At 69.9% G+C, this 23453-nt stretch carries 19 protein-coding genes and 3 pseudogenes; 10 read left to right on the top strand and 12 right to left on the bottom strand.

Going from position 1 to position 23453, the window contains the following annotated elements; translation table 11 throughout:
• Positions 1-78: pseudogene (locus ACWD0Y_RS26260) on the top strand (transposase); the annotation flags it as partial.
• Positions 79-1304: 1226 nt separating this feature from the next.
• Positions 1305-2813 (top strand): DUF4246 domain-containing protein, encoded by a 1509-nt coding sequence (locus ACWD0Y_RS26255; protein ID WP_450262788.1) that lies wholly within the window; start codon positions 1305-1307, stop codon positions 2811-2813.
• Between the two features lie 7 nt (positions 2814-2820).
• Here the strand turns inward: ACWD0Y_RS26255 and ACWD0Y_RS26250 are convergent.
• Positions 2821-3406 (bottom strand): annotated as a pseudogene (locus tag ACWD0Y_RS26250) (transposase family protein).
• 159 nt (positions 3407-3565) lie between these two features.
• On the opposite strand from ACWD0Y_RS26250, the gene ACWD0Y_RS26245 reads away from it, so the two are divergent.
• The 5 genes from ACWD0Y_RS26245 (at position 3566) to ACWD0Y_RS26225 (ending at position 8447) form a co-directional block, all read left to right on the top strand.
• Positions 3566-4483, top strand: a complete 918-nt coding sequence (locus ACWD0Y_RS26245; protein ID WP_450262787.1) for a DUF6891 domain-containing protein — start codon at positions 3566-3568, stop codon at positions 4481-4483.
• Between the two features lie 102 nt (positions 4484-4585).
• Positions 4586-5824: an FAD-dependent monooxygenase gene (locus ACWD0Y_RS26240; protein ID WP_450262786.1), complete on the top strand. Its 1239-nt coding sequence runs from the start codon at positions 4586-4588 to the stop codon at positions 5822-5824.
• Positions 5825-6019: 195 nt separating this feature from the next.
• Positions 6020-6823: an alpha/beta fold hydrolase gene (locus ACWD0Y_RS26235; RefSeq protein WP_450262785.1), complete on the top strand. Its 804-nt coding sequence runs from the start codon at positions 6020-6022 to the stop codon at positions 6821-6823.
• On the top strand, positions 6823-8112 hold the full coding sequence (locus tag ACWD0Y_RS26230; RefSeq protein WP_450262792.1) for a PP2C family protein-serine/threonine phosphatase: 1290 nt from the start codon (positions 6823-6825) through the stop codon (positions 8110-8112). Before ACWD0Y_RS26235 ends, ACWD0Y_RS26230 begins: the two co-directional genes overlap by 1 nt.
• Positions 8109-8447 (top strand): STAS domain-containing protein, encoded by a 339-nt coding sequence (locus ACWD0Y_RS26225; protein ID WP_450262784.1) that lies wholly within the window; start codon positions 8109-8111, stop codon positions 8445-8447. The genes ACWD0Y_RS26230 and ACWD0Y_RS26225 overlap by 4 nt, the downstream gene beginning before the upstream one ends.
• A gap of 337 nt (positions 8448-8784) precedes the next feature.
• On the opposite strand, the gene ACWD0Y_RS26220 is transcribed toward ACWD0Y_RS26225, so the two are convergent.
• From ACWD0Y_RS26220 to ACWD0Y_RS26205, 4 genes and pseudogenes are all read right to left on the bottom strand, one after another.
• Entirely contained in the window at positions 8785-9681 is an 897-nt protein-coding gene (locus ACWD0Y_RS26220) for an RNA polymerase sigma-70 factor (protein ID WP_450262783.1), read from the bottom strand.
• A gap of 29 nt (positions 9682-9710) precedes the next feature.
• Positions 9711-10907 (bottom strand): NAD(P)/FAD-dependent oxidoreductase, encoded by a 1197-nt coding sequence (locus ACWD0Y_RS26215; protein WP_450262782.1) that lies wholly within the window; start codon positions 10905-10907, stop codon positions 9711-9713.
• A gap of 86 nt (positions 10908-10993) precedes the next feature.
• Positions 10994-11086, bottom strand: a pseudogene (locus tag ACWD0Y_RS26210) (IS982 family transposase); the annotation flags it as partial.
• Between the two features lie 389 nt (positions 11087-11475).
• On the bottom strand, positions 11476-12930 hold the full coding sequence (locus tag ACWD0Y_RS26205) for a serine hydrolase domain-containing protein (protein ID WP_450262781.1): 1455 nt from the start codon (positions 12928-12930) through the stop codon (positions 11476-11478).
• 133 nt (positions 12931-13063) lie between these two features.
• Between ACWD0Y_RS26205 and ACWD0Y_RS26200 the strand changes: the two genes are divergently transcribed.
• Complete coding sequence (locus tag ACWD0Y_RS26200; protein ID WP_450262780.1) at positions 13064-13789, top strand: TetR/AcrR family transcriptional regulator; 726 nt, start codon at positions 13064-13066, stop codon at positions 13787-13789.
• A 221-nt stretch (positions 13790-14010) separates the two neighbouring features.
• Here ACWD0Y_RS26200 and ACWD0Y_RS26195 read toward each other — a convergent pair whose 3' ends face one another.
• Entirely contained in the window at positions 14011-14610 is a 600-nt protein-coding gene (locus ACWD0Y_RS26195; protein ID WP_450262779.1) for a DUF998 domain-containing protein, read from the bottom strand.
• Between the two features lie 299 nt (positions 14611-14909).
• On the opposite strand from ACWD0Y_RS26195, the gene ACWD0Y_RS26190 reads away from it, so the two are divergent.
• On the top strand, positions 14910-15341 hold the full coding sequence (locus ACWD0Y_RS26190) for a DUF4240 domain-containing protein (RefSeq protein ID WP_450262778.1): 432 nt from the start codon (positions 14910-14912) through the stop codon (positions 15339-15341).
• A 155-nt stretch (positions 15342-15496) separates the two neighbouring features.
• Here ACWD0Y_RS26190 and ACWD0Y_RS26185 read toward each other — a convergent pair whose 3' ends face one another.
• From ACWD0Y_RS26185 to abc-f, 3 genes are all read right to left on the bottom strand, one after another.
• Positions 15497-16306 (bottom strand): erythromycin esterase family protein, encoded by an 810-nt coding sequence (locus ACWD0Y_RS26185; protein ID WP_450262777.1) that lies wholly within the window; start codon positions 16304-16306, stop codon positions 15497-15499.
• Positions 16307-16440: 134 nt separating this feature from the next.
• Positions 16441-17121 carry a CatB-related O-acetyltransferase gene (locus tag ACWD0Y_RS26180; protein WP_450262776.1) on the bottom strand — a complete coding sequence of 227 codons (681 nt, stop codon included), beginning with the start codon at positions 17119-17121 and terminating at the stop codon, positions 16441-16443.
• 84 nt (positions 17122-17205) lie between these two features.
• Entirely contained in the window at positions 17206-18825 is a 1620-nt protein-coding gene (gene abc-f, locus ACWD0Y_RS26175) for a ribosomal protection-like ABC-F family protein (protein ID WP_450262775.1), read from the bottom strand.
• A gap of 154 nt (positions 18826-18979) precedes the next feature.
• Here abc-f and ACWD0Y_RS26170 point away from each other — a divergent pair, with 154 nt between their 5' ends.
• On the top strand, positions 18980-19624 hold the full coding sequence (locus ACWD0Y_RS26170) for a TetR/AcrR family transcriptional regulator (protein WP_450262774.1): 645 nt from the start codon (positions 18980-18982) through the stop codon (positions 19622-19624).
• A gap of 142 nt (positions 19625-19766) precedes the next feature.
• On the opposite strand, the gene ACWD0Y_RS26165 is transcribed toward ACWD0Y_RS26170, so the two are convergent.
• From ACWD0Y_RS26165 to ACWD0Y_RS26155, 3 genes are read right to left on the bottom strand one after another with little or no spacing between them, the layout of a single operon-like run.
• Positions 19767-20699 carry a carbohydrate ABC transporter permease gene (locus tag ACWD0Y_RS26165; RefSeq protein ID WP_450262773.1) on the bottom strand — a complete coding sequence of 311 codons (933 nt, stop codon included), beginning with the start codon at positions 20697-20699 and terminating at the stop codon, positions 19767-19769.
• The gene (locus tag ACWD0Y_RS26160; RefSeq protein WP_450262772.1) at positions 20696-22057 is read right to left on the bottom strand and encodes an ABC transporter permease subunit; all 1362 of its coding nucleotides are present in this window, start codon (positions 22055-22057) and stop codon (positions 20696-20698) included. The genes ACWD0Y_RS26165 and ACWD0Y_RS26160 overlap by 4 nt, the downstream gene beginning before the upstream one ends.
• Before the next feature lie 11 nt (positions 22058-22068).
• Positions 22069-23427, bottom strand: coding sequence for an ABC transporter substrate-binding protein (locus tag ACWD0Y_RS26155; protein ID WP_450262771.1), 1359 nt, complete (start codon positions 23425-23427; stop codon positions 22069-22071).
• Positions 23428-23453 lie beyond the last annotated feature (26 nt).

Here is a 23453-nt window from a genome sequence, read left to right as displayed (position 1 = left end):
CTTCAATACCGACCCGACACACTCGACGGATTCATAGCCGGCACCGGCCTCACCCTCGACGACCCAGCCACACCCTGACAAGCCGAAGTCAGTAAGCGGTGACAGCGGCGGACCCGTGGTGGAAGGCTCGCCAGTGTCGTCCGGGCAAGCGCAGGGTGCCGGCAGGCAGTCGTCCAGGACGTGAGGCCGCGTCTGTCGCAGGGCAGTACACCGTCCTCTGCGTCGGCGGCATTACGTGTCTCGCCACGGAAGGCATGGCGCGCGGATATGAAGTCTGATGATCCCGGAGGGTTCATGCGTACTCGACAGCATCTCCTTGCAGGTGTCTTCACCACGGCGGCGGTCGTGTCGACGCTCGCTTTCGGTTCTGGCGTTGCCGCCGCGACCGGACACGCTGAACTGGTTTCGGCCCCGCAGCTCGCCCAGTCGTCGGAGGCATCGCATACTGCCGGGGCCTACGGGGGCCACAGCATGAGCAACCAGTACGGCCTCCTTAATACGGGCAGGTGGGGGTAGTTTGTGGCGCCGTAGCCGCATCACAGGTCCAGGGATGCGCTGTCGCCGGGCTGCGTTGTCCCACCGGCCCGGCCGGTTGGCCGATCTCGGTCCCGGCCTCGCCCATGGCGCACCGGCTCGAAAGTCTGTGCCCTTCCCGGGTTCCCCTGCCAGACTGTCAGGGTCCAGTTCGTCCAGTACCAGAGTGGGGAGCACAACGACTGTGCGTGCCAAGGCTGTTGCAGCAGTGATAGGCGGAGCATTCGCCCTTGTCGCCCTGACCGCCGGTGCGGCCCAGGCGGGTCATCACCAGACACACAGCGTCCCGGTGACCGAGGAGACGGTGACCGGGGGCCCTTACAAGCCCACCGGTGATGTTCTGAACAACCCGAGCCCGCTGGGCTGACCGTCCGGCGCTCCTGCCCGCTTCCCTCGGACCTTGCCGGCTGCGGGTCAAGTGGCCGGGCCTACGACGAAGCCCCGGGGCACCCGCCCCGGGGCTTCGGATCAGGTCGCCCGTCAGCGCGCCCGGGCACTCTCCGGCGTCGTCGCCACGGCAGCGTGCTTCACGCCGATCACCGTAGCGGGGCCTCGGTCTCCTGACGGCCGTTTTTCGGCTGTGGTGCGAAGAGTCCAGGAGAAGACGTCGCTCTCTCGCTCCTCGGGCTCGGATGAGCGCGAACCGTACATCACGCGACTACGACGAAGCCCTGGCCCCCGGACCAACGATGACAGGGGCCACAGAGGCGGTGTCAGTCTGCTGAAGTATCCTTCCCGCCACCGCACACCGACTGTGAGGACCAAGAGAATTGACTGGCCTGTCTGCTTTCCCGCTGCCTTTTCATGCTTCCCGTTCCATATCGTTCGCGACACCCCGGACGCTGCGGGAACTGCAGATGATGCAGTGCAGCTCACACATTCGGGCGAAGCCCGGGTGGTTCGACAAGATGAACGATGCCGACATCGTCGCCAGATGGACGCAAGAAGCGCTCGCCCAGGGTCTCACCGAAGCGCAGGTTCGTTACGTGCTTGCCGAACTCCTGCATTATGCCGCGTTGCGGGACGGACGAACCGGTGCAGAGGTGTCCGCCGTCGACGGGGTGTGGCAGTCGGACACGCTGATCGACGACAAGCTCAGATCCCGGCTGCGTGAGGCGGTTCGGGTTCTGGAACAGGTCCCCGAAGCAGAGAAGGACTGGCATCCCGGATCCGACGGCCAGGTACTGGACCTGGTTCATCCCTCACTTTTCTGTCTGGTGAAAGAGGTGAGCGGCGCGCCCGAGCGGGCTTGGCAGAATCCGACGGACCGCTACTCGAAGTACGAATTCTCGGAGAAATTCCAGTGGTTGCCCACGGACGTCGACGTCAGGGACGACGGCGATGTCGCCTTCCGTTCATACGTCAACAACGTCCACCCCGAGAATCATCGCGAACTGGCCTCCGTGCTGCCGGACTTGTTCGCGCGCTTCCGGCCGCTGCTGGAGAACGTGCTCACCGATCTGCGCCATCCGCGGCCCCTGCGGATCGAGGCCGATCCTTACGGGTGGTACGACTCGGAGCCGAAGCACCCGGACAAATCCTCCTACAGTGATGATGAGGCTTACACCGAAGCCCTCCGCGCGTGGGAGGAGGCCCAGGACGACTGGTGGGAAAACCGCCGCCCGGTCATCCCGGACGCCCCGGAATTCACCCCGCCCGAGTTGCCCGATGCATCCGCACGAGTCGATCTGCGCGGCCGCCGTCTCCAGGTCATCGTCAAGCTCGCCACCATTCATCTCACCCCGGACAAGCCCGAGTACCCCGGCGGTTCCTGGCATGTCGAGGGGATGTTGAACGAGCGGATCGTCTCGACCGGCATCTACTACTGGGACAGCGAGAACATCACCGAAAGCCGGCTGAGTTTCCGTGCTGCACTCGACGACCCGTACTACGAACAGAACGACGACAACGGCCTGCGTGAGGTCTACGGCCTGGAGAACGAAGACGCACTGAACCAGATGCTGGGATCGGCATCGACCCCAGCGGGCCGCTGCCTGGCTTTCCCGAACATCCTGCAACACCGCGTCGGCTCATTCCGCCTCATGGACCCCACCCGCCCGGGATGTCGCAAAATTCTCGCGTTCTTCCTGGTCGACCCGTCGGAAAAGATCGTCTCGACATCCGATGTGCCACCGCAGCAGCCCTGGTCCGACACCTCGACCATGACGCTTGAACAGGCCAAGAACTACCGCGAACAACTCATGCAGGAACGCAAGTTCTTCGTCGACGAACACAACGAGCAGCTCTACGAACGAGAATTCTCCCTCTGCGAGCACTGAACCTCTTCTATCCTGAATACGTACAGGTCAGGAGGGTGCGGGCGGCCTGGACGGCGGTTTCGATGCGGCGGGGGGAGTATCTGGCCCGCCGGAGCAGTCGGCAGGTTTTCAGCTGCGCGAAGGCACGTTCACGCCTGGACGACACCGTGGGCTCGCGCTGCGGGCGGGTCGTGGGTGCGCCCCGGTGTCGTACGCGAGAACCGGAGTGAGGTTCCGTCCGGCCTTGTGATGACCTGGGCGTCCATGCCGTGCTTCCTGTGTTTCTGGGAGCAGTACGGCTCGTCCGCCCTGATGCGGCCGGTGGGAACGAGGGTGCCGTCGACGATGACGAAGCCGTCTTCGCCGAGTCCGGTCGGGGCTTCGCACAGGCCAGGTGCCCAGGAGGCGGGTATCTCGATCGTCTCGTCGACGTAGCGCCAGGCGGCTGCCTCGGATACTCCGCATCCGGCGCCGGCCTGCCGATGTGCTGCGTTCTTGCGCAGATGCGCCAGGGTGAACAGGGCCTGCTTGGAGCGGCTCGACTTCCGCCAGGAGGGCCGGAGTTCACGCCTTCGAGCGTGGATGAACCAGGAGACATGGGCGAGGACGATCACGTCCTGGGTATGGCACTTTCCCTCGCGCGTTTGCGGCCGGGGAACCGGCGCGAGTCCGGGTCGGAGCGGATGCTGAGCTGCCTGGAGTCACGTGGTGGTGCAGGGGCGATGCCGGATCCAGGGAGGTCTGTTGTCAGAGGGGCGTGTCAGAGTCTGCGCATGCTTGAGATCGTGGTGAAGACGGAGAACTGGGAGCGGCACGTCCGCGTGTCCGTCGAGGAGCTCGCCGGGCTGGTCCGGCGAATCGGCGGTGACGGTGACCGGTTCCTGGTGGTCCAGCCGATACCCGACCTGCCTGACGTCTTCGCCCAGGTCTGGCACAAGGCCGGTGGTGACTACACGCTGGAGCACCGCGACGGTGCCGCTGACCGGCACTTCCAGGCGACGGCCGACGGGCCCGGGGCCGTGATTGCGGCGATTACCGGCTGGGCCCGCCAGGAGACCGGTTGGGACGCCGGTCTGGCCTGGTCGCTGCTGGACATGGGCCCCACCCGCGAGGTGCCGCCGCTCGACATCGGCGAAGACGAGCGCAAGGAGTTGGAGAAGCGTGTCCGTGAGGTGCTGGTCGGCGGCTACGCTTCCCGGGCCGGACTGGCCGAGCTCGCTGAGCACTACCTGGTCGCCAAGGACCACCGGCCCGTCTCCCGTGAGCAGGCGGAGGCGCTGGCCGACCGGATGTGGCTGGAGCGCGTGGCGGAACAGGCCAAATGGCAGGGTGAGACCGACCCTGAGCGGCTCACCCGCGCCTTCACCGCACTGGAGGCCGCCGGCATCACGGCCCGGGAGAACTTCGCTTGCTGCCGGTCCTGCGGCAACGCGGAGATCGGTGCAGAAGGGGCACCCGATGCCCGCGGCTTCGTCTACTTCCACACCCAGTGCACCGACTCCGCCGCCGCCGGTCATGGCCTGATGCTCTTCTACGGCGGCTTCGACGGCTCGGAGGAGAGCACCGCGGCGGTCGGCCGCGAGGTGGTGGCCGCTCTCGACGCTGTCGGCCTGCCCACCACCTGGGACGGCGACCCAGGCCAGGCCGTTCACATCACCCCGCTCGACTGGCGCCGGCGCCTGGTCGGCTGACGGGCGTCGCTGAAGGTGATGCCGACGTACACGTGAACGTGCCCTCCAGGTACACGGCTGTGCGAAAAAGCGTGCTCACGGGCCGTCGACGAGCCGTGGAAAATGCAGCAGCGCGACCAGCCCACTCCGGACGTGCCGTACCCGAACATCCTGCTGCTGCCGCAGCACCGCACCGACGCCATCCTGCACCGCCTGGTCGACCGCCTCGGACTGCGCATCGAGTACGACACCGCGCTGGAGGACTTCGAACAGGACGCCGCCGGCGTCACGGCGACGCTCGCCTCGGGAGAGAAGGTGCGCAGCAAGTACCTCGTCGGTGCCGACGGCGGCGCCAGTGCCGTCCGCAAGGCCACCGGTCTCGGCTTCGCGGGGGAGACCGACGCCTCCGACCGTACGCTCATCATCGACGGCACGATCGACGGGCTGTCCCGCGACCGGTGGCACATCTGGCCCCGCGCCTCCGCGGGAGCGTGTCCGCTGCCGCATTCCGACCAGTTCCAGGTGATGATCCGGCTGAAGCCGGACGACACACCGGACCTGGACGAAGCCGCACTGGCCGCCCGGTTCCACCAGCTGACCGGCCTGCGGCTGCGTGACATCACCTGGACCTCGGTGTTCCGGCCCAATGTCCGGCTCGTCGAGCACTACCGCGCGGGCCGGGTCTTCCTGGCCGGTGACGCCGCCCACGTGCACACTCCGGCCGGCGCGCAAGGACTCAACACCGGCGTGCAGGACGCCTACAACCTCGGCTGGAAACTCGGCCAGGTCATCGCCGGTGCACCGGAGGGCCTCCTCGACACCTACGAGGCCGAGCGGCAGCCGATCGCCGCGCGCGTTCTCGGCAAGTCCGGCGAGCTGTACGAAAACCTCAGCAGGCACCGTGTCTCCGGCCTCAGGCGCGGAGACGAGGAACGCCAGCTCGATCTCTCGTACCACGGCGGCCCGCTCGCCCCCGTCCACTCTCCGGCCACCAGGACACTGCACGTGGGCGACCGGGCGCCGGACGCGCCGTGCTCCGCGCGCGGTGTCCGGCGCCTGTTCGACGTCTTCCGGGGACCGCACTTCACCCTCCTGGCCTTCGGCCCCGGCGCCGCCGAGGCGCTGTCCAGGCCGGCCTGGCCCGCCGACGGCGCCGGACTGCGCCGTTACCCCGTCCGCACCGGACGCCGCGTCGACGACGACAGCGTCCTCGCCGACACCACCGGCCGGCTGAACAGCGTCTACGGCATCACCGGCGACACGCTCGTCCTCGTCCGGCCGGACGGGTACATCGCAAGCATCATCACGTCCGACTGGACGAACGCCTTCACCGCCGCGGCCAAGGCGTTCACGCCGAGATGACCCAGGGCAGTCCGACCCGCGCCGTAGAGCGCTCCAGGGGCGGGCGGGACGTCCGCCGGCCCGGGCCAGGCAGCACCGCTGCCTCCCCTCCCCCGGGATGGGCAAGCCGCCGTTCGAGGACGGCCTGCCCCGGGATGCCTTGGGTACCTCAGAGTCGTGTCCGAGTGGTGAGTGGGACTTGAGAGACTGGTGGGTATGGGTATCGATCGCAGGAACAACGTCACCGTCATCGGCAATCCGCAGGGGCCGGCGGTCGTGCTGGCTCACGGGTTCGGCTGTGATCAGAACATGTGGCGGCTGACGGTGCCTGCCCTGGTCGAGGACTACCGGGTGGTGCTGTTCGACTACGTGGGTTCGGGCCGCTCGGATCTGTCCGCGTTCTCGGAGGACCGCTATGCCTCCCTGGACGGTTACGCCCGGGACGCGGTGGAGGTGTGCGAGGCCCTCGACCTGCGCGATGCGGTGTTCGTGGGGCACTCGGTCAGCGCGATGATCGGGGTGCTGGCCGCGGGCATGGCTCCGGAGCGCATCGGGGCGCTGGTCATGGTCGCCCCCTCTCCGCGGTACATCGACGACGAGGGCTACCGGGGCGGGTTCAGCGCGCAGGACATCGACGAGCTGCTGGAGTCCCTGGAGTCCAACTACCTGGGCTGGTCGGCGGCGATGGCACCGGTGATCATGGGGAACGCGGAGCAGCCCGAGCTCGGTGAGGAGCTGAAGAACAGTTTCTGCGCGACTGATCCGGACATGGCGCGCGTCTTCGCCCGCACCACGTTCCTGTCCGACTCGCGGGACGATCTGAAAAAGGTGAAGGTGCCGACGCTGGTACTGGAATGCACCCAGGACGTCATCGCTCCCCGGGAGGTCGGCGCCTACGTTCACCAGGCGGTGCCCGGCTCACAACTGGTCACTCTCGATGCGACCGGGCACTGCCCGCACCTGTCCGCGCCCGAGGTCACCAACGAGGCGATCACCGGTTTCCTGGCGGGCCTGCGATGATGTGCCGTACCGGCCAGCAGCCCGACCCCCATAACGCCGACGACGGGAAAGCGTCGGATGCGGCGTTCGCCGCGCTGCTGGAGGACAGCGCCGTGGAACTGTACGAGAGCGCGCCGTGCGGGTATCTGTCCACGTTGATGGACGGCACCATCGCGAAGATCAACACCACGCTGCTGGGCTGGCTCGGTCTGGAGCGGGAGGCGGTGGTGGGCCGGATGCGGTTCACCGACCTGCTGACCGTGGGCGGCAAGCTGTACCACGAGACGCACTTCGCGCCGCTGCTGCGGATGCAGGGCGAGATCGGCGGCATAGCCCTGGAGATCAAGCAGGCCGGCGGCGGCCGGATACCGGTGCTGGTCTCCTCGGTGGTCAAGCACGGCAGTACCGGCGAGCCACTGCTGGTCCGCACCACTGTCTTCGACGCCCGGGACCGCCGCACCTACGAGGAGGAACTCCTGCGCGGCCGGAGAGCGGCCGAAGAAGCCCGCCAGCAGGCGGAGGCCGACCGCGCCAGGTTGCAGGACGCCCTGGCCGTGCTCCAGCAGTCACTGCTGCCCGCCATCCTGCCGCCAGTGCCCGGGATGGAGGCGGCCGCCCACTACCACACCGCCTCCCCCGACCGGCTCGGCGGCGACTTCTACGACGTCTTCCCCATCGACGGCAAACGCTTCGCCTTCTTCCTCGGTGACGTGTGCGGCAAGGGCCCCCAAGCAGCCGCGGTCACCTCACTGACTCGCTACACCCTGCGCGCCGCCGCCCTGCACGACCCAGACCCCGTTTCCGCTCTGTCCACCCTCAACAAGGTGCTTCACGAGCGCTACAGCGGCAGCGGCGACCCGCGTTACTGCACCACCGTCTTCGGCACTCTCGAACCCGACCCCGCGACCGGGCAGGTGGCCATCCGCCTCGCTGCGGGCGGCCACCCCCCGGCCCTCGTCCTGCGCGCCGACGGCACGGCCGACTTCCTGCCCACTCCCGGCGGCCTCCTCGTCGGCATCCTGCCCGACGCGCACTTCGCCACCGCCGCCACCGTTCTCGCCCCCGGCGACACCCTTCTGCTCTACACCGACGGCCTCACCGAAGCCCGCACCGGCGAAGACCGCACCACCCTGTACGGGGACGAGGCCCTGCTCACCTTCGCCGCCGGCCACGCCGGAAAGTCCCCGCATGCCGTCATCCAGGCCCTGACCGGCCTGCTGGACGACTTCGGCGACGGCCTCGACGACGACACCGCCCTCCTCGCCCTCGGCGTCCCCGCCCCCGGCCCGGCAACGAAGAATCCACGATGAACCCGCTGAAAATCACCACCCGAGACGCTGCGACCGGTCCCGTTCTGGCGATCATCGGCGAACTCGACTACACCAACGCCACCACACTGCGTGAACTGCTCAGCACGCTCACCCTCCAGCCCGGCCAGCGCCTCGTCCTGGATCTGGACGGCATGAAATTCTGCGACTCCAGCGGCATCACCGCCCTGATCGCCGCCCGCAACCACGCCCACGGCGCCCGCGCGGACATCGCGCTCGCCGCCGTCCCCGCCCATACGCTGCGTATCCTGCGCATCGTCGGCCTCGACCAGGTCTTCCCCCTCCACCCCGACAGCGACAGCGCCGCCAGGTCCTGACCCACGACGACCTGCTCACGCAGCGACAGAGGCGTCGAGCGTCTGCCGCTCCCGGCTCGACGGCGTCCGGATGAGAAGTCGCGGTCCGTACCGCGCCCGGCATCCCGTGGCCCTTGGTCACCGAGCACCAGGTCCTGGGGCGCGAGGGCGCGGAGCGGTTCTTCATGCCCGCCCCCGGCGGTGGCCGCCTGGAAGAAGGAGGTCACGGCCCGCGGGGCGATCGCGGTCTTCAGGAGCGTGAGGCTGCGCCGCCCGGCCGTCGTCTGCCCGGCCGTGGTGCGCTCCTCTCGTCCGGCGTGTGACGGCGGGCGGGTGGTGTTCCGGTGATCCGGCGTACTCATCGCAGGGTGAGCGGGGTCTCGGTCTCGACGCGGGTCAGCTTCTCCGGGTTGCGGACGTAATAGACGCCCGTGACGCGGCCGTCCTCGACACGCATCCCCATGACGCCGTCGATCTCGTCGTCCAGGCGCAGGACCAGTGCCGGATTGCCGTTGACCACGGTGGGTGAACAAGTGATCGTGGCCTCGAGCTTGCTGGAGCCGCCGAGGTAGAAGCGGACCAGCTTCTCGGCGCCGATGATCGGCCGCAGCGCGGCCCTCTTCACGCCGCCGCCGTCGCTCACGAGGACGACGTCCGGGGCGAGCACGTCCAGGAGGCCCTGGGGGTCCCGGGTTTCGAGAGCGCGCCGGAACGACTCCACAGCCGCCCGGGCAGCGCTCGGGGAGACCGCCTTCCGGGGGCGTCGGGCGTCGACGTGGCGGCGGGCGCGGTGCGCGATCTGGCGGACGGCCGCAGGACTCTTGTCCACGGCGTCCGCGATCTCGTCATAGCCGACGTCGAAGACCTCGCGCAGCACGAAGACGGCCCGTTCGGTCGGCGACAGCGTCTCCAGGACGATCATCAGCGCCATCGACACGCTCTCGGCGAGCTCGATGTCCTCGGCCACGTCCGGCGCGGTGAGCAGCGGCTCGGGCAGCCACTGGCCGACGTACGCCTCCCTGCGGCGCTTCATGGTGCGCAGCCGGTTGAGCGACTGCCGGGTCGTGATCCGGACCAGGTACGCCCGTTGGTCGTCCACCTGCCCCAGGTCCACCTTGGCCCACCGCAGCCAGGTCTCCTGGAGGACGTCCTCGGCGTCGGCCGCCGATCCCAGCATCTCGTAGGCGACCGTGAAGAGCAGATTGCGGTGGGCGACGAACGCCTCGGTCGCCGGGTCGGTGGAGTGGTCGGTCATGTCTCGGCCCCTCTTCCTCGCATGCCTGCTCAGGCTGCCGGTTCGGTGGTGAGCGGCGTTTCGCCCCGCTTGGCCCGCAGTATCTCCCGGCGCTTGTCGCCCTTGGGCCAGGTGTGCGAACCGGGCTTGCGTGCCTCGTTCACCAGATGCTTGACGCTGAACTGGCAGGAGATCTCCTTGAGCTTCGCGCCGGCACGGCCGCCGACGTAGAGCCTCATCGCGGTGTCGTCCTTGTGCGCGAACTGGAAGACGCCGGCGCGGCGCCCCAGGCTGACGCACATGGCGGGGAACGACAGGCTGACGGGCTCGGGCCGCTTGCCCGCGATGCGGCTGAGGACCGTGTCCGCGGCATGGGCGCCCAGGCAGCCCGCGGCATAGGCGCTCATCCGGAACGGCAGGTCGGACGGTGCCGCCGAGTCCCCGGCGGCGACGATGCGCTTGTCGGCCATGCTGGTCAGCGTCTCGTCCGTGAGCAGGCGCCCCATCGCGTCGGTGCTCAGCCCGCTGCGCGCGGCCAGATCCGGCACACCGAAGCCGGCGGCCCAGACGGTGACCTCGCTCGGCAGCTCACGGCCGTCCCCGAGGCGCACGGCGTGGCGCGTCACCGCCGTGACCTTCGTGTCGGGGCCGTCGAGCACGGTCACCCCGAGCCGGGCGAGCCGCTTGGCGACCGTGCGTCGGGCCCGAGGGTGCAGGTACGGGCCGAGCACGCCTCCGCAGACCAGGGTCACCCGGCGGCCCCGCTCCGCCAGCTCGGCGGCGGTCTCGATGCCCGTCGGACCGGCGCCGACAACCGTCAGGGCGGCCGTCGCGTGCGCGGCGTCGACGACCGACCGCAGCCGCTGCGCGGCCTCCAGGGTGGCGACCGGGTGAGCGAACTCGGCCGCCCCGGGAACGCGCAGGTCGGTGCTGCCACTGCCCGCCGCGTAGATCAGGTAGTCGTAGCCGACCGTGCCGCCGCTCGCCAGCGCCACGCTGCGCTCGGCCGTGTCGATCCGGGTCACGGTGTCGACGGCCAGCCGGACGCCCTCGGCCAGGATCTCGCGGTAGTCGACGACCGCGTCGTGGGACCCGCCCACCAGCTGGTGCAGGCGCAGGCGCGGGACGAAGGCCGAGCGCGGGTTGATCAGGGTCACGGTCACGTCGTCGCGCTGCGTCAGGCGGTTGGCCGCCATGACACCGGCGTATCCGCCGCCGATCACGACGACATCGGTGTTCTCAGTCACGGTCTCTCCTCTGTCTCAAGGGGTTCGGCCTCAAGACACCGCGTGACGGACAGCTGTGACAGCATGTGACGCAGGTCACTTCACGTCAGGGCTTCGATCACTTGGCTGATCAGCGGCCCGGCCGCGCCGAGGCGCTCGTCGCAGGCGGACTGCTGGGGCGCGTGGCGGAACACGTTTCCGGCCGCCCCTCCCTCAACTGCCGGACTGATCGTGAGCACCACCCGGACCACCCCCTCGGGTGACGTTCCCCTCCAGCCCTCTTTTCCAGCCCGCGCGGGACAGGCCGGGCGGCTCATGACAGCGGCAGCGCGGTCTGAGGTACGAGTTTCAGTCATGACCCTGTCGCCTGGCTGAATCCAGTGCAATGCTGTGACGGCGGTGATCCTCTCGCCTCCCGGGCGAAGGCCCCCGTCCCCCGACCCGCCCTGTGTGGCTGTCACACGGGCGGGGCCGCGCCGTCCCTCCCGGCCCCTCCCCACGGGAGGGCCGACGGCTGCGCAGACGCACAGCCCTCACGGGCAGCCGTTCCGGCCACGCCGTATCGCGCAGTGGAGCAGAAGCAGCCGCGTTACGCGGTCTTGGGGCCGCAGCGCATGCCGATGTAGACGCAGCCCGTGCCGTCCCGCAGTGTGGAGAAGACCACGGGCATGTAGTCCTCGCTGAACGCCGCGCCCACCCCCGTACCGGCGAAGACCGTCTCCGTCACCGGCACCAGACCGATCTCCAAGGGCTCGGAGAAGTCCTTCATCCCGTCGACGAACTCGTACACCAGGTGTCCCGCGCCGTCCCGCTCGGTCACAGTGATGACCACGCCCTCGCGCCGGTACGTGCCGACGAGCGGCGCGTAGTCCACCGTGGGCGGCTGGGCCGGCGGGGCGAAGGGCTCCGGCATCGTCACCCCGGCCAGCTCGGCCAGGAGTTCCCGGTAGAGCTCCGCGTACAGTTCACGCGCACCGCCGCCGTTGGTGAGCAGTGCGACCGCGACGCCCGCCGACGGCACGGCGCGCAGGTAGCCGTACTGCCCGATGGAGGCGCCGTCGTGGCCGTAGCCCTGGACGCCGTCCCAGTCGTACAGCGTCCAGCCCAGGCCCCAGCCGTCCGCGCTGACCGTCCACTTGTCGGGAGAGTCCACCACCCGGCGCTGCATCAGCGCCACCGTCTCCTCGGAGAGCACGCGCGTACCGTCCTGCGCCACACCGCCGTTGAGGTGCATTTGTGCCAGCCGGACGACGTCTCCCGCGCTGGCTATGACCCTGCCGTACGGGCCCGCCGAGCGCGGCATCAGGTCCCAGGACGGTGCCGGGTCCGGGTCCTGGCCCGCCTCGCCCAGGTGCCCCATCGCCGCGCGGAACCGCAGCGCCTCCTCGGGCAGCGTCATGGTGTGCGTGACGCCGAGCGGGGCCAGGAGCAGGTCTTTCAGTGCCTCGTCCCAGACCTGGCCGGTCACCACCTCGACGATGCGGCCGAGGACGTTGTAGCCGACGCTGCTGTATGAGATCGCGGTGCCGGGCGGGCAGTCGAGCGCCACGTCCTTCGCGGCCTCGACGTACTTGGCGAGGCAGTCGTCGCCGCGCCCGCTGTCGTAGGTGAAGTCGCAGGTGAGGCCGCTCGTATGGCTGAGCAGCCGACGCGTGGTGATCGTCCTGGCCGCCTCGGGGTCAGCGACCGAGAACTCCGGCAGTACGTCCACGACCGGTGCGTCCAGGTCGAGTTCGCCTGATTCGGCGAGCCGCATGATCAGGGTGGCGGTGTAGACCTTGGCTATCGAGCCCATCTGGAAGACCGAGTCGGTCGTCGCCTCCACGCCCGTTCCGCGGTGCAGTACGCCGCCGGCCAGTTCATGGACGGTTCCGTCGACGAGGAACGCCAGGGACGCGGCCGGGACGTGGTGCTTGGCGCGCAGCTCGTCGAGGCGGGCCTGCCAGCGGGCGAGATCGACCTTCCGGCCCGCCGAGTTCCGGGTCCCCCACTCCCCCTTGGCATCCCAGTTGCCCTGCTCGTCCCGGTTCACATTCTTCGACACGTCTGCTCCCACCCGATGCGTACAGCGTTCCCTCGTTGCGAACACTGTACGCATGGTGGAACGCTGTACGCAACGTGCGTACAGCGTGCGCTACCGTAGGAGGAGAAGAAGGACGAGCAGGGATGAGAGCCGGATGCCAGCCGACGAGAACCCGACCGCATCAGTGTGGACCCGTCCGCGCCGCCCGCAGCGGGAGCAGCTGACCCGCGAGCAGATCGTGGCCGCGGCGATCGAACTGCTGGACGCGGAGGGCATCGAGGCGCTCAGCATGCGCAAGCTCGGCACTCGCCTGGACGCCGCGGCCACCTCCCTCTACCGGCACGTGGCCAACAAGGACGAGCTGATCGAGCTGGTCGTGGACGAGGTCTACGGAGAGCTTCAGGTACCGGCCGCCGCCGACCGCACCCAGTGGCGCGCGGGCGTCGCCCGCATCGCCACCGATCTGCGGGCGATGACCCTGCGCCACCCCTGGATCGCCCCCGAGCTCGGCCAGGTCGGCCTCGTCCACATCGGCCCGAACGCCATGCGGATGTCATCGGGACTGCTCGCGCAGTTCGAAGCGGCGGGCTTCCCCGCGGACGAGAAGGACCAGGCCATGGGGACACTCACGGCATACGTCATCGGGATCGCGACCTCCGAGGCCGCGTACCTCTCACTGATCGCCCGCAGCGGCAAGTCCGAGCAGGAGTGGGTGGCGGGCCTGCGCCCGGCCTTCGACGAAGCCTCGCGGCAACACCCGCGGCTGCGCGAGGGAAGCTCCGCCCAGCAGGACGTGCACCCGCAGCAGATCCGCGACGCCGACTTCGCGTACGGGCTCGACCGGGTCCTCGACGGCCTGACGGCCCGGCTCGGCACCTGAACGACCTCGGCACCTGGACGACTTCGGGTCCCCTCGGCGTTCAGCGGCCATCACCCGGGAAACCGCTGCCTGAAGTCACTGATGAACGCCTTGCCCTGACCGGCAGTTGAAGTCCTGGGAGGGGGCGCTGGATGCGCTCCTCCCGCCGGGGGCTCCCCCGCGCAGCCCGGCTCGGGCCGACGCCTCGCCTGCTCCCGGCCGCATCCAGCTGCCGGCCCCGGTCACGTCGGAGGTCCATCGTTGTCGGGATGGCAGAGGCAGGAGGCGACGACCACCAAGGGCCACAGGGACTGAATGCATGTCACAAGGCGTTCAGCCATACCAATGGCACCGTGACGGTACATTTCGAGCAGAAACCAGCCTGCACCGGCGCCCATCAGAACAGTCACCACGATGGAGGGCACGGGCCGTAACCCCCATGGTGCGCTCCCGCTGCGATCGGCAGCCAGAACCGGCCACATCGCCAGGAGGGTGAAGCCGACCGCGACGACCGACCCGTGGACCAGGGACCCTCCACTGCTCGGCACGGGGAGCAGAGCCACCACCACCGCCACCGCTCCACCGCCGCCCAGCGCCACACGCCCGGCGAACGCGGCCGCGCGCAGCCCCCTGGCGGTAAGCAGGTGGCAGACGCCCAGGCCGAGGAAGGCTCCGGTCATCACCCAGAATCCCGCAGCCCCGTAAGCCCCCAGGACGCTGATCGTCTGAGTGGCGGGATTGTAGGCGGGCCCCTCCAGTAGTGCCGCGACCGTCCAGCCTCCGACCAGCAGGACGGGGGCACACCCCGACGAAAGCAGGGCCCACCTCGGAACAGATCGCATCAACCCACCGTAAAGCGCTCGATCATTCCGTCGCTCGCGTACGCAGACGGGTGGAACCCAAATGTGCCTGTGCCGACCGCAACGCAACCCGGGTGGCCGATCCCCGGGCGTGCCCGGGGCAGGCGGGCGACCGCGTGGCCGCCCCTCGTTCCGGTGGGTGTTCCACCGCAGCTGCGCATCCCGGGCCGAACGCTCTCTCGCCTTCACCGGCATGGCCGCAGTCCTCGTCGGCCATGCCTACCGGCCGGGGAGGACCTTGCCGTCCCGGCTTGTCACACCCTTCGGCCATGCTCTGCGACATGAACGAAGACGTCTTCTGGCAACTCATCGAAGAGTGCGGTCCCTCAGCACCCGACCCCGACGGCGATCAGCTCGCCGCTGCCCTGACAGCCCGCCTGGCGAACGGTCCCGTATCCGACGTGGCCGGCTTCGCCGAGCGGCTCTCCTGGGCTCTGTACAGGTTGGACCGCAAGGAGTACGGCGAGGGACTGTCGGGTGACGCGTTCCTGTACACCCGGGCTGCGGTCGTCGCGGCCGGCCGTGAGGAGTACGAGAACGTGCTTCGGGCCCCGGAGCGTTTCGTGCCGTTCGTCAACGACGTCGTCTGGGCCGAGGCACTGCTCTACGTACCCGACGACGCCTACGAGCACCTCACCGGCGATCCATGGGACCGCAGCACCCGATACAGCTACGAGTCGTACTCCAACACGGCCGGCTGGACAGGCACATAGCCGTCGGCAGGCGCTCGCCAACGGGCCCGTAACCGGCTCGTGGACGTCGTCCCCGGCCGGGACGCGGGCGAAGAAGGGAACAACAGGCGCGTCCGGCGGCTCTACGACCGCGCCGTGTCCGAAGGGCTCGTCCCCTGTCGGGCTCACCGCCCTGCTCACCGGCCCGTCTCAGGTGTTCTCGAGGCGTCGGCCACGGTGGAGACCGAGGTGCTGAGGATGGCGTCGAACGCGTCGAGGACGGGGGTGTGCAGGTAGGCGCCTTGTATCCGGATGCGGTCGGGGCCCGGAGCAGGGTCGGCGCTGCTGGGGGCCTCGCGGGGTGCCCGGTGGAGGCCGGCCACGCTGAGCCCGAGATCGGCATCGGCGAAGGCCGCTTCGATGCTTCCCGGCTCTGGCGGCTCCAGCGCGGTGGTGTCGACGGTGAAACCGAAGCGTGCGTTCTCGTCCCGGGGCATGTCCGCGGTCTGTCCGGTGGTGCTCGTCAGGCCGAGGGCTACGTAGTCGTCGCCGAGCGCGCGGTGCAGGTGCTGTCCCATCGGGAACCCCGTGAGGCGGCCGTCGAAGGAGACCGGTGTTTTCTGGATGTGGGCGTTGTGAGCCGCCAGAACGACGCGGGTGCCGGGTTCGAAGCGCTCCAGGTGCCACAGGACCGACTCGGCCATGTAGGCGTCCCGGGCCGAGGTGTCGGCGGTCAGCCCTTTGCCGGCGAAGAGGTCAGCCAGGGCGCGGAAGGTGTAGTCGGCGTGGCGGGCGCCTTCGAGGCGTCGCAGGGCGATGTCATAACCCGACCGGCCGCCGCGGGAGACGTACAGCGGTTCGACGGAACGGAAGCGGATGAGCAGCCTCGTCAAGGCGGCGCTGAGGGCGTCCTGTTCGGCAGTGGGCAGGCGTGCCCACGCGGGCGCGGTGTCGGCCCCGGAGCCGCCGGCGAAAGATTCGGCGATCCGCATCGCCGTCTGGATCATCGGCAGCGTTTCGGAATCGACGTGGCGCAGGTAGTCGGCGACACGGCGGTGAACCCGCTCGGCCTCACCGCACGTAGCGCTTCCCCGGGAGGAGCCCGGCCTTCGCGGGGCCGGTCGGCCTCTGCCAGGACCGCTCAACGGGCCGGCGGCGGGTCTTGACGTGCCTCCGCCGCCTGCGCGGCCGCCGCGTCCTCCAGGTCGTCGATGCTGCCGGACATGATCGCGCGGACGTGTTCGGTGATGTGCTGGAGCGGCCAGTTCCACCATGCCAGGGCCAGGAGGCGGTTGACGTCCGCGTCGCTGTAGCGGCGGCGGATGAGCCTGGCGGGGTTGCCGCCGACGATGCCGTAGTCGGGAACGTCGTCGACGACGACGGAGCCGGAAGCGACGACCGCTCCGTGGCCGATACGGACGCCGGGCATCACCATGGCCCGGTACCCGAACCAGACGTCGTTGCCGACCACGGTGTCGCCCCGGCCGGGCAGGCCGGTGATCAGATCGAAGTGCTCGGCCCAGGAACCTCCCATGATCGGGAAGGGGAACGTCGAGGGGCCGTCCATGCGGTGGTTGGCGCCGTTCATGACGAACCGCACGCCTTCGCCCAGCGCGCAGAACTTACCGATGACCAGCTTCTCCGGACCGTAGTGATACAGCACGTTCCGGGTCTCGAAAGCCGTTGGATCGTCCGGATCGTCGTAGTAGGAGAACTCCCCGACCTCGATCAGCGGCGAGGTGACCAGTGGCTTCAGCAGCACCACTCGCGGCTGTTCGGGCAGCGGATGGAGCACGGCCGGGTCGGCGGGAACAGGTGGCATGACGTATCGCTTCCTCTGTGACGGGTGCGAAGGAGGGAAGGGGGAAGGGAATCCAGGAAGTCCGCGGGACCGGGCTGGAAGTTCTCAGCACGTGGCAGCGGACGTCGACGTCGCGCGCATGGCCAGGTGGGCGCCCCACCAGCGCCGGCGCAGCCGGCGGTCATGGCTGACGATGACGAGGGCGCCGTCGTACCCCATCAGGGCGGTCTCCAGCTCCTCGACGAGAGCGGGGGACAGATGGTTGGTGGGTTCGTCGAGCAGCAGGACGTCCGACGGCTCGCTGAGCAGTCGCGCCAAGGCGAGGCGCTGCCGCTGTCCGGTGGACAGCCGGCCGACCGGCACCGTGAACTGGTCGCGGTCGAACAGGCCGAGGGACAGCAGCTGTTCGGCGTGATCAGTGCTCTCTCCCGCCCGCCCGCGGGCGAAGGCGGCCAGTACGGTCTCGTCCGGTTTTCCCGGGCGCGGCTCCTGGGGGAGATGGCCGATCCTGCCGCGGCGGGTGACACTCCCGCTGTCGGGGGCGACTCGTGCGGCCAGGACGCCGAGCAGGGTGCTCTTGCCCGCTCCGTTCGGCCCCGTGATCAGCAGGTGTTCACCCGCCGTGACGGTGAGGTCCGTGCGGTCGAGCCGGCCGGTGACGGCGACGTCCGCGACGTCGAGTACGGCGCCCTGCAGACGGCGGGCACGCAGTACCGGGGTGAAGCGCAGCGGCTCCGGCGGGGGCGGGACCGGGTCGGTGAGCAGGCGGCGCAGCCGTTCCTCGGCGTTGCGCACCCGGCCGGCCAGCGACTGCTGCACGCGTCCGCCCGCCCGGTCGTAAGCCATCTTGTTGCCGTCCTTCATCGCACGGCCGGGGGCCACCTGACGGGCGGTGGTCGCGGCGGCCTCGCGCAGCCGGTCGACGTCCGTCCGCCACTGGTCGTACGCCTGAGCCCAGCGCTGCCGGGCAGCCCTCTTCTCGGCGAGGTAGCCGGCGTAGCCGTTGCCGTAGCGGACGACGCGGCGCCGGTCGGCGTCCACCTCCAGCAGGCTGGTGGCCACGCGCTCGAGGAAGGCGCGGTCGTGGGAGACCGTCACCGTCGTGCCCCGCCGGGTGCGCAGATGGTCTTCCAGCCAGGTCAAGGCCGTGCCGTCGAGGTGGTTGGTCGGCTCGTCCAGCAGCAGCACCTCCGGCGCCGCCGCAAGCACGGCCGCCAGCCGCAACCGGACCTGTTCTCCGCCGGACAGCGTGCCCACGGTACGGTCACGGCTCACCAGCCCCAGGCCGAGGCCGTACAGGGCACGTTCCACCCGGGCATCGGCGTCATAGCCGCCGCGCAGCTCGAATACGGTCATCAGGTCGCCGTACTCGGCCATGCCGGACTCGTCGCCGTCGGCCATCGCGGCCTCCAGGCGGCGCATTCGCTGCTCGACGGCGCGTAGACCGCTCAGGGACCGGTCGATGATCTGCTGAACGGTCGCCTGCGGGGCCAGTTGCTCGTCCTGGGCGAGGTAGCCGACGCCGCCGGCGGCCTGGACGACGACCTCGCCCTGGTCGGGCCGTTCACGCCCCGCGAACAGCCGCAGCAGGGTGGTCTTGCCGGATCCGTTCTCGCCGATGATCCCGGTGCGTTCGCCCGCGGCGAGCGAGCAGGTCACCGAGTCAAGGACGAGCCTGCCGTTGTAGGACTTGCTGACGGCGAGCGCGGTGATCTGTGCAGGCATGCGGGGACTCCGAAGCATTCGAGGACGAGGCGGCGGACATGGGCCGCGGGGCCGGGCGAACGCTTCGGAAGAGCATTGATCACTCCACTAGTGCGACAACTGATGCATTAAGATGGTGCCATAACGCCGTCCCCGGAGCAACGGATCACCAGCGATGACTTTCGAAGTCCCAGGACCGGAGAGCACCCGGCCGCCTCCGACGCGGCGCCCCGGGGGCCGCACCGCCCGTATCCGTGCGCAGGTCCTCGACGCGGTCCTCGCGGAACTCGGCGAACACGGCTACGACGGACTCGGCATTGACACCGTCGCCGCCCGCGCGGGCGTGCATCGCACCACGGTGTACCGGCGGTGGGGGGATGTCGGCGGCCTGCTCGCCGACGTCCTCGACGCGGCGAGCGACGACGACTGGCAGCCGCCGGACACCGGTTCGCTGGAGAGCGACCTGGCAGCACTGAATCAGGAGATTCATGAAGCCCTGAGTGCACAGCCGCCGGTCGTCGCAGCGCTGATCGCCGCCTCGTTCCGCTCCGAGAAGGCCGCCCGTGCCCAGCAGCGGCTCTGGGAGGACCGGTACGCCCGCTGCGAGATCTGCGTCAGCCGGGCTGTCCGGCGCGGCGAACTCCCGCCGCACACCGACGCCCGGCGTCTGCTCGTCGCCGCCACCGCGCCGCTGTACCACTCGCTGGTACTCCTCCGTACACCCCCCGACCCGCAGCTGCCCGGCCATGCGGCCAGAACCGCCGCCCTCGCCGCAGTCGCCGGCGCCTTCGCCGAGCCCTCGTCAGCAAGCGTCAGCTGAGCGGGACTTCGCCGGTTCCCGCACCCCTTCGAGGGCTCGCACGGCGCGAGTCGCAGGCGACCACAGGGGGAGACCGGGGTGCGGGGGTGCCGGGGCGGAGCGCCGGGGCGGCTGCGCAGCACCGCCCCGCCCGCGCGCCCCGTTACTTCACCGACCCCGCCATCACGCCCTGCACGAAGTGCCGCTGGAAGGCGAAGAAGACGACCAGCGGAACCACCAGCGACAGGAACGCCCCCGGCGCCAGCACCCCGATGTTGCTGCCGAACTGCCGCATCTGGGACTGGAGCTCCACCGTCAGCGGCTGGGACTCGCTGTCCGCGAAGAGCAGGGCGACCAGCATGTCGTTCCACACCCACAGGAACTGGAAGATCGCAAGGCTCGCGATGGCCGGGCGGCCGAGCGGGAGGACGAGGCGGGAGAAGATCCGCCACTCCGAGCCGCCGTCCATCCGGGCCGCCTCCAGCATCTCCCTCGGGATCTCGGCGAAGTAGTTCCGCAGCAGGAAGACGGCGAACGGCAGCCCGTACGCGACGTGGAAGAGGACGACGCCCGCGACCGTGCCGAACAGCCCTACCGCGCCGAAGAGTTTGGCGACGGGCAGCAGTCCGATCTGGACAGGCACGACCAGCAGGCCGACGACGATCAGGAAGATCGCGTCGCGGCCGGGGAAGTCCAGCCAGGCGAAGGCGTATCCGGCGAGTGCCGCGATACCGACGACCAGCAGGGTCGTGGGGACGGAGATCAGGACCGTGTTCCAGAAGGCCTCGCCGATGCCGGAGTCCCGGAAGAGCGCGGTGTAGTTGTCCAGGGACAGCCGGGAGGGGTCGGTCAGCGCCGTCCACCAGCCGCCGGACGCGTTGTCCCGCTCGGAGCGCAGGGAGGAGAGGAACAGGCCCGCCAGCGGTGTGATCCAGATGAGCGCGACCACGATCAGCACGGCCTGGACGGCGCCGTTGCCGAGCCATGCGCCGAGCCGGCTCTTTCGCCGGGGACGCGCGGGCGGCGCGAGGGGGACGGGACGGACGGGGGCGGGCCGTTCGGCCGGCCGGCGCTCGACGGTGGTGCGGCCACTCATGATCGGCTCCTTCGGAAGCGCCGGACGTTGAAGATCATGGCCGGAACGACCAGCAGGAGCAGCAGGACGCTCAGTGCGCTGCCGAGCCCCTGGTCGTTGCCGCCGCCGAAGGACACCAGCCACATCCGGGTGGCCAGGACGCCGGCCTCTTCCTGGACCGGTCCCGGCGCGATGATGTAGACGAGGTCGAAGACCTTCATCACGTTGATGACCAGTGTCACGAAGACGACGGTGAGCACGGGCGCCAGCAGCGGCACGGTGATCTTGCGGAAGATCTGGCCCTCGGTCGCGCCGTCCATCCGGGCCGCCTCCAGCGCGTCGCGCGGGAGGGCGGCGAGTCCGGCGCCGATGAGCACCATCGCGAAGCCGGTCCACACCCACAGGTAGGCGCCGATGACGGCCGGTGTGACGAGGGCGGGGCCGAGCCAGTTCACGCCCTGGTAGGGCGCGGCGAAGTTCGAGGCGGGCAGCCGGACGGTGTACTCGCCGTCCGTGAGGCCCTCGAACCGGAAGGAGCCGTCGGCCGTGGTCGTCGCGCTCGCGGCCACCCTGCCGTCGCGCACGGCTTCGACGGTCATGCCGGGCAGGCCCTTCTCCGCCGGGTCGACCTTGCCCTGGGTGCCGCCGCCGCCCGGTGCGAAGTCGAGGTAGGCGACGCCGCCGATCCCGTCCGCGCCGGGGCCCGGGACGGCGGCGGTCTTCGCCCCGGGCGGCATCGCGTCGGGTGCCACGCCGACGAAGCCGAGGGTGACCGGCGTGCCGGGGCGGACGGCCTCTGTGGTGGTGTACGGGCCGCCGGCCGCTCCCCCGAGGCCCTGGTTCTCGCGGGCACGGGCCGTCGGGTAGGCGGCCGGGTCCTCGAAGGCGTCGTGCGCCGCGACGACCGCCGCGTTGATCACACCGCGGTCGGGGTCCTGCTCGTAGGCGAGCCGGAAGATGATGCCCGCGGCGAGGAAGGAGACTGCCATGGGCAGGAAGAGCACCAGCTTGAAGGCGGTCGCCCAGCGCACCTTTTCGGTGAGGACGGCCAGCATCAGGCCGAGACCGGTCAGCAGGGCCGGCGCGACGACGACCCAGATGGTGCTGTTGCGGACGGCTTTGAGGGTGGCGGGGTCCTGGAAGATCTCGGTGTAGTTCGCCGCGCCGACGAACTGCTCCCCGCTCGCGTCGAACAGGCTGCGTCCGACGGAGAAGACGACGGGGTAGACGACGAGCGCCCCGAGGAGCAGCAGGGCCGGCAGGACGAAGAGGACCGCGACGCGGCGTTTCCTGCGCTGGGCCCGGCGCCGCGGGTCGGGCGCGGCGCCGGTCTGGGGGGTGCGGGCGCTCGGGGCCCGCTCCTTGAGGATGTCGGCCATGGTGGTCGGCCTCAGTTCCCGTACGCCTTGGCGGCGGCGGCCTCGAGCTTCGCGGCGGTCGCCTTCGGGTCGGACGGGTCGCGCAGGAAGTCCTGGAGGAGTTTCCACTCGCCCGCGCCCTTGGTGCCGCCGAACGCCGCGGGCGCCTGGTCGGACATGTCGAAGCGGACGGAGTTGCCGGCTTCGACGAGGGACTTGGCGGTGGAGCGCGTGGTGTCGTCGCCGTACGCGTCGGGGCTGACGTTCTTGTTGGGCGACAGGAACCCGCCGGCGCCGGCCCAGATCTCGGCCGCCCCGGGCGTGGCGAGGAACTCGAGGAGCCTCATGCCGGCCTCGCTGTTCGCGCCGTCCTTGAGGACCACGGCGGCGTCGCCGCCGCTGACCACGGGGGCCTCGCCACCGTCGACGGTGGGGAACGGGAAGAAGTCGGCGTCCTCGCCGAGCTTCCGGCCGAACTCGTCCTTGGCCATGCCGCCGATGAAGTCGCCTTCGTAGACCATGCCCGCCTTGGGCTCGGGGCCGAAGACCTGCTCGACGGAGGCCGGGAAGTCGGTCTGCAGCGCGGCCTTGGCGCCGCCCGCGACGAGCTGGGGGTCCTTGAACACTTCGCCGAGCGTGGTCAGCGCTTCGACGACGCTCTCGTCCGTCCACTTGAGTTCGTGCTGGGCGAGCCGGTCGTACTTCTCGGGCCCGGCCTGGGAGAGGTAGATGTTCTCGAACCAGTCGGTGAGGGTCCAGCCGTCCTCGCCGGCGACCGCGAAGGCAGGGCGGCCGGAGTCGGCGAGTGTGCGGCCCGCCTTCAGGAGGTCGTCGTAGGTCTTGGGCGCGCTGACGCCGGCCTGGGCGAAGGCCTCGGGGCTGTACCAGACGGTGGACTTGTGGGCGGCCTTGAAGTAGAGGCCGTAGTACGTGCCGTCGACGGCGCCGTAGTTCTTCCACACGGGGGCGAGCCCGGCGGTGGCCGTCTTGGCGGTTTCGTCGGACAGCGGCTTGAGCCAGCCCTCCTTCGCGAACTGCTGGAGGACACCGACCTGGGGCACCATCACGACATCGGGCGCGTTGCCTCCCTCGATCTTGCTGCCGACGAACGTGGAGACGTTGTCGCCTGAGGGGACGAACACGGTCTTGGCGCCGGTCTTCTCGCTGAAGGCGTCGAGCACCTTCTTGAAGTTCTTCTGCTCGCTGCCGGTCCATACGCCGGCGACGGTCACGGTCTTGCCGCTGAGTTCGCCGCCGCTCGCGGGGCCGGTCGTTTCGCCGCAGGCGGTGGCGCCGAGGGTGAGGCCGAGTACGGCGGAGGCCGCGGCGGCCGTACGCAGGGTGGTCGTCCTCGCGGTCGCCCTGGCGGTCGTTCTGACGGTTCGTCGCATGGTGAGGGTCCTTCCGGGGGTGAGGG

The organism is Streptomyces altiplanensis (genome assembly GCF_053591575.1).
The sequence above is the reverse complement of the archived record's forward strand: the minus strand, read 5'-3'. Positions and strand labels throughout refer to the sequence as shown.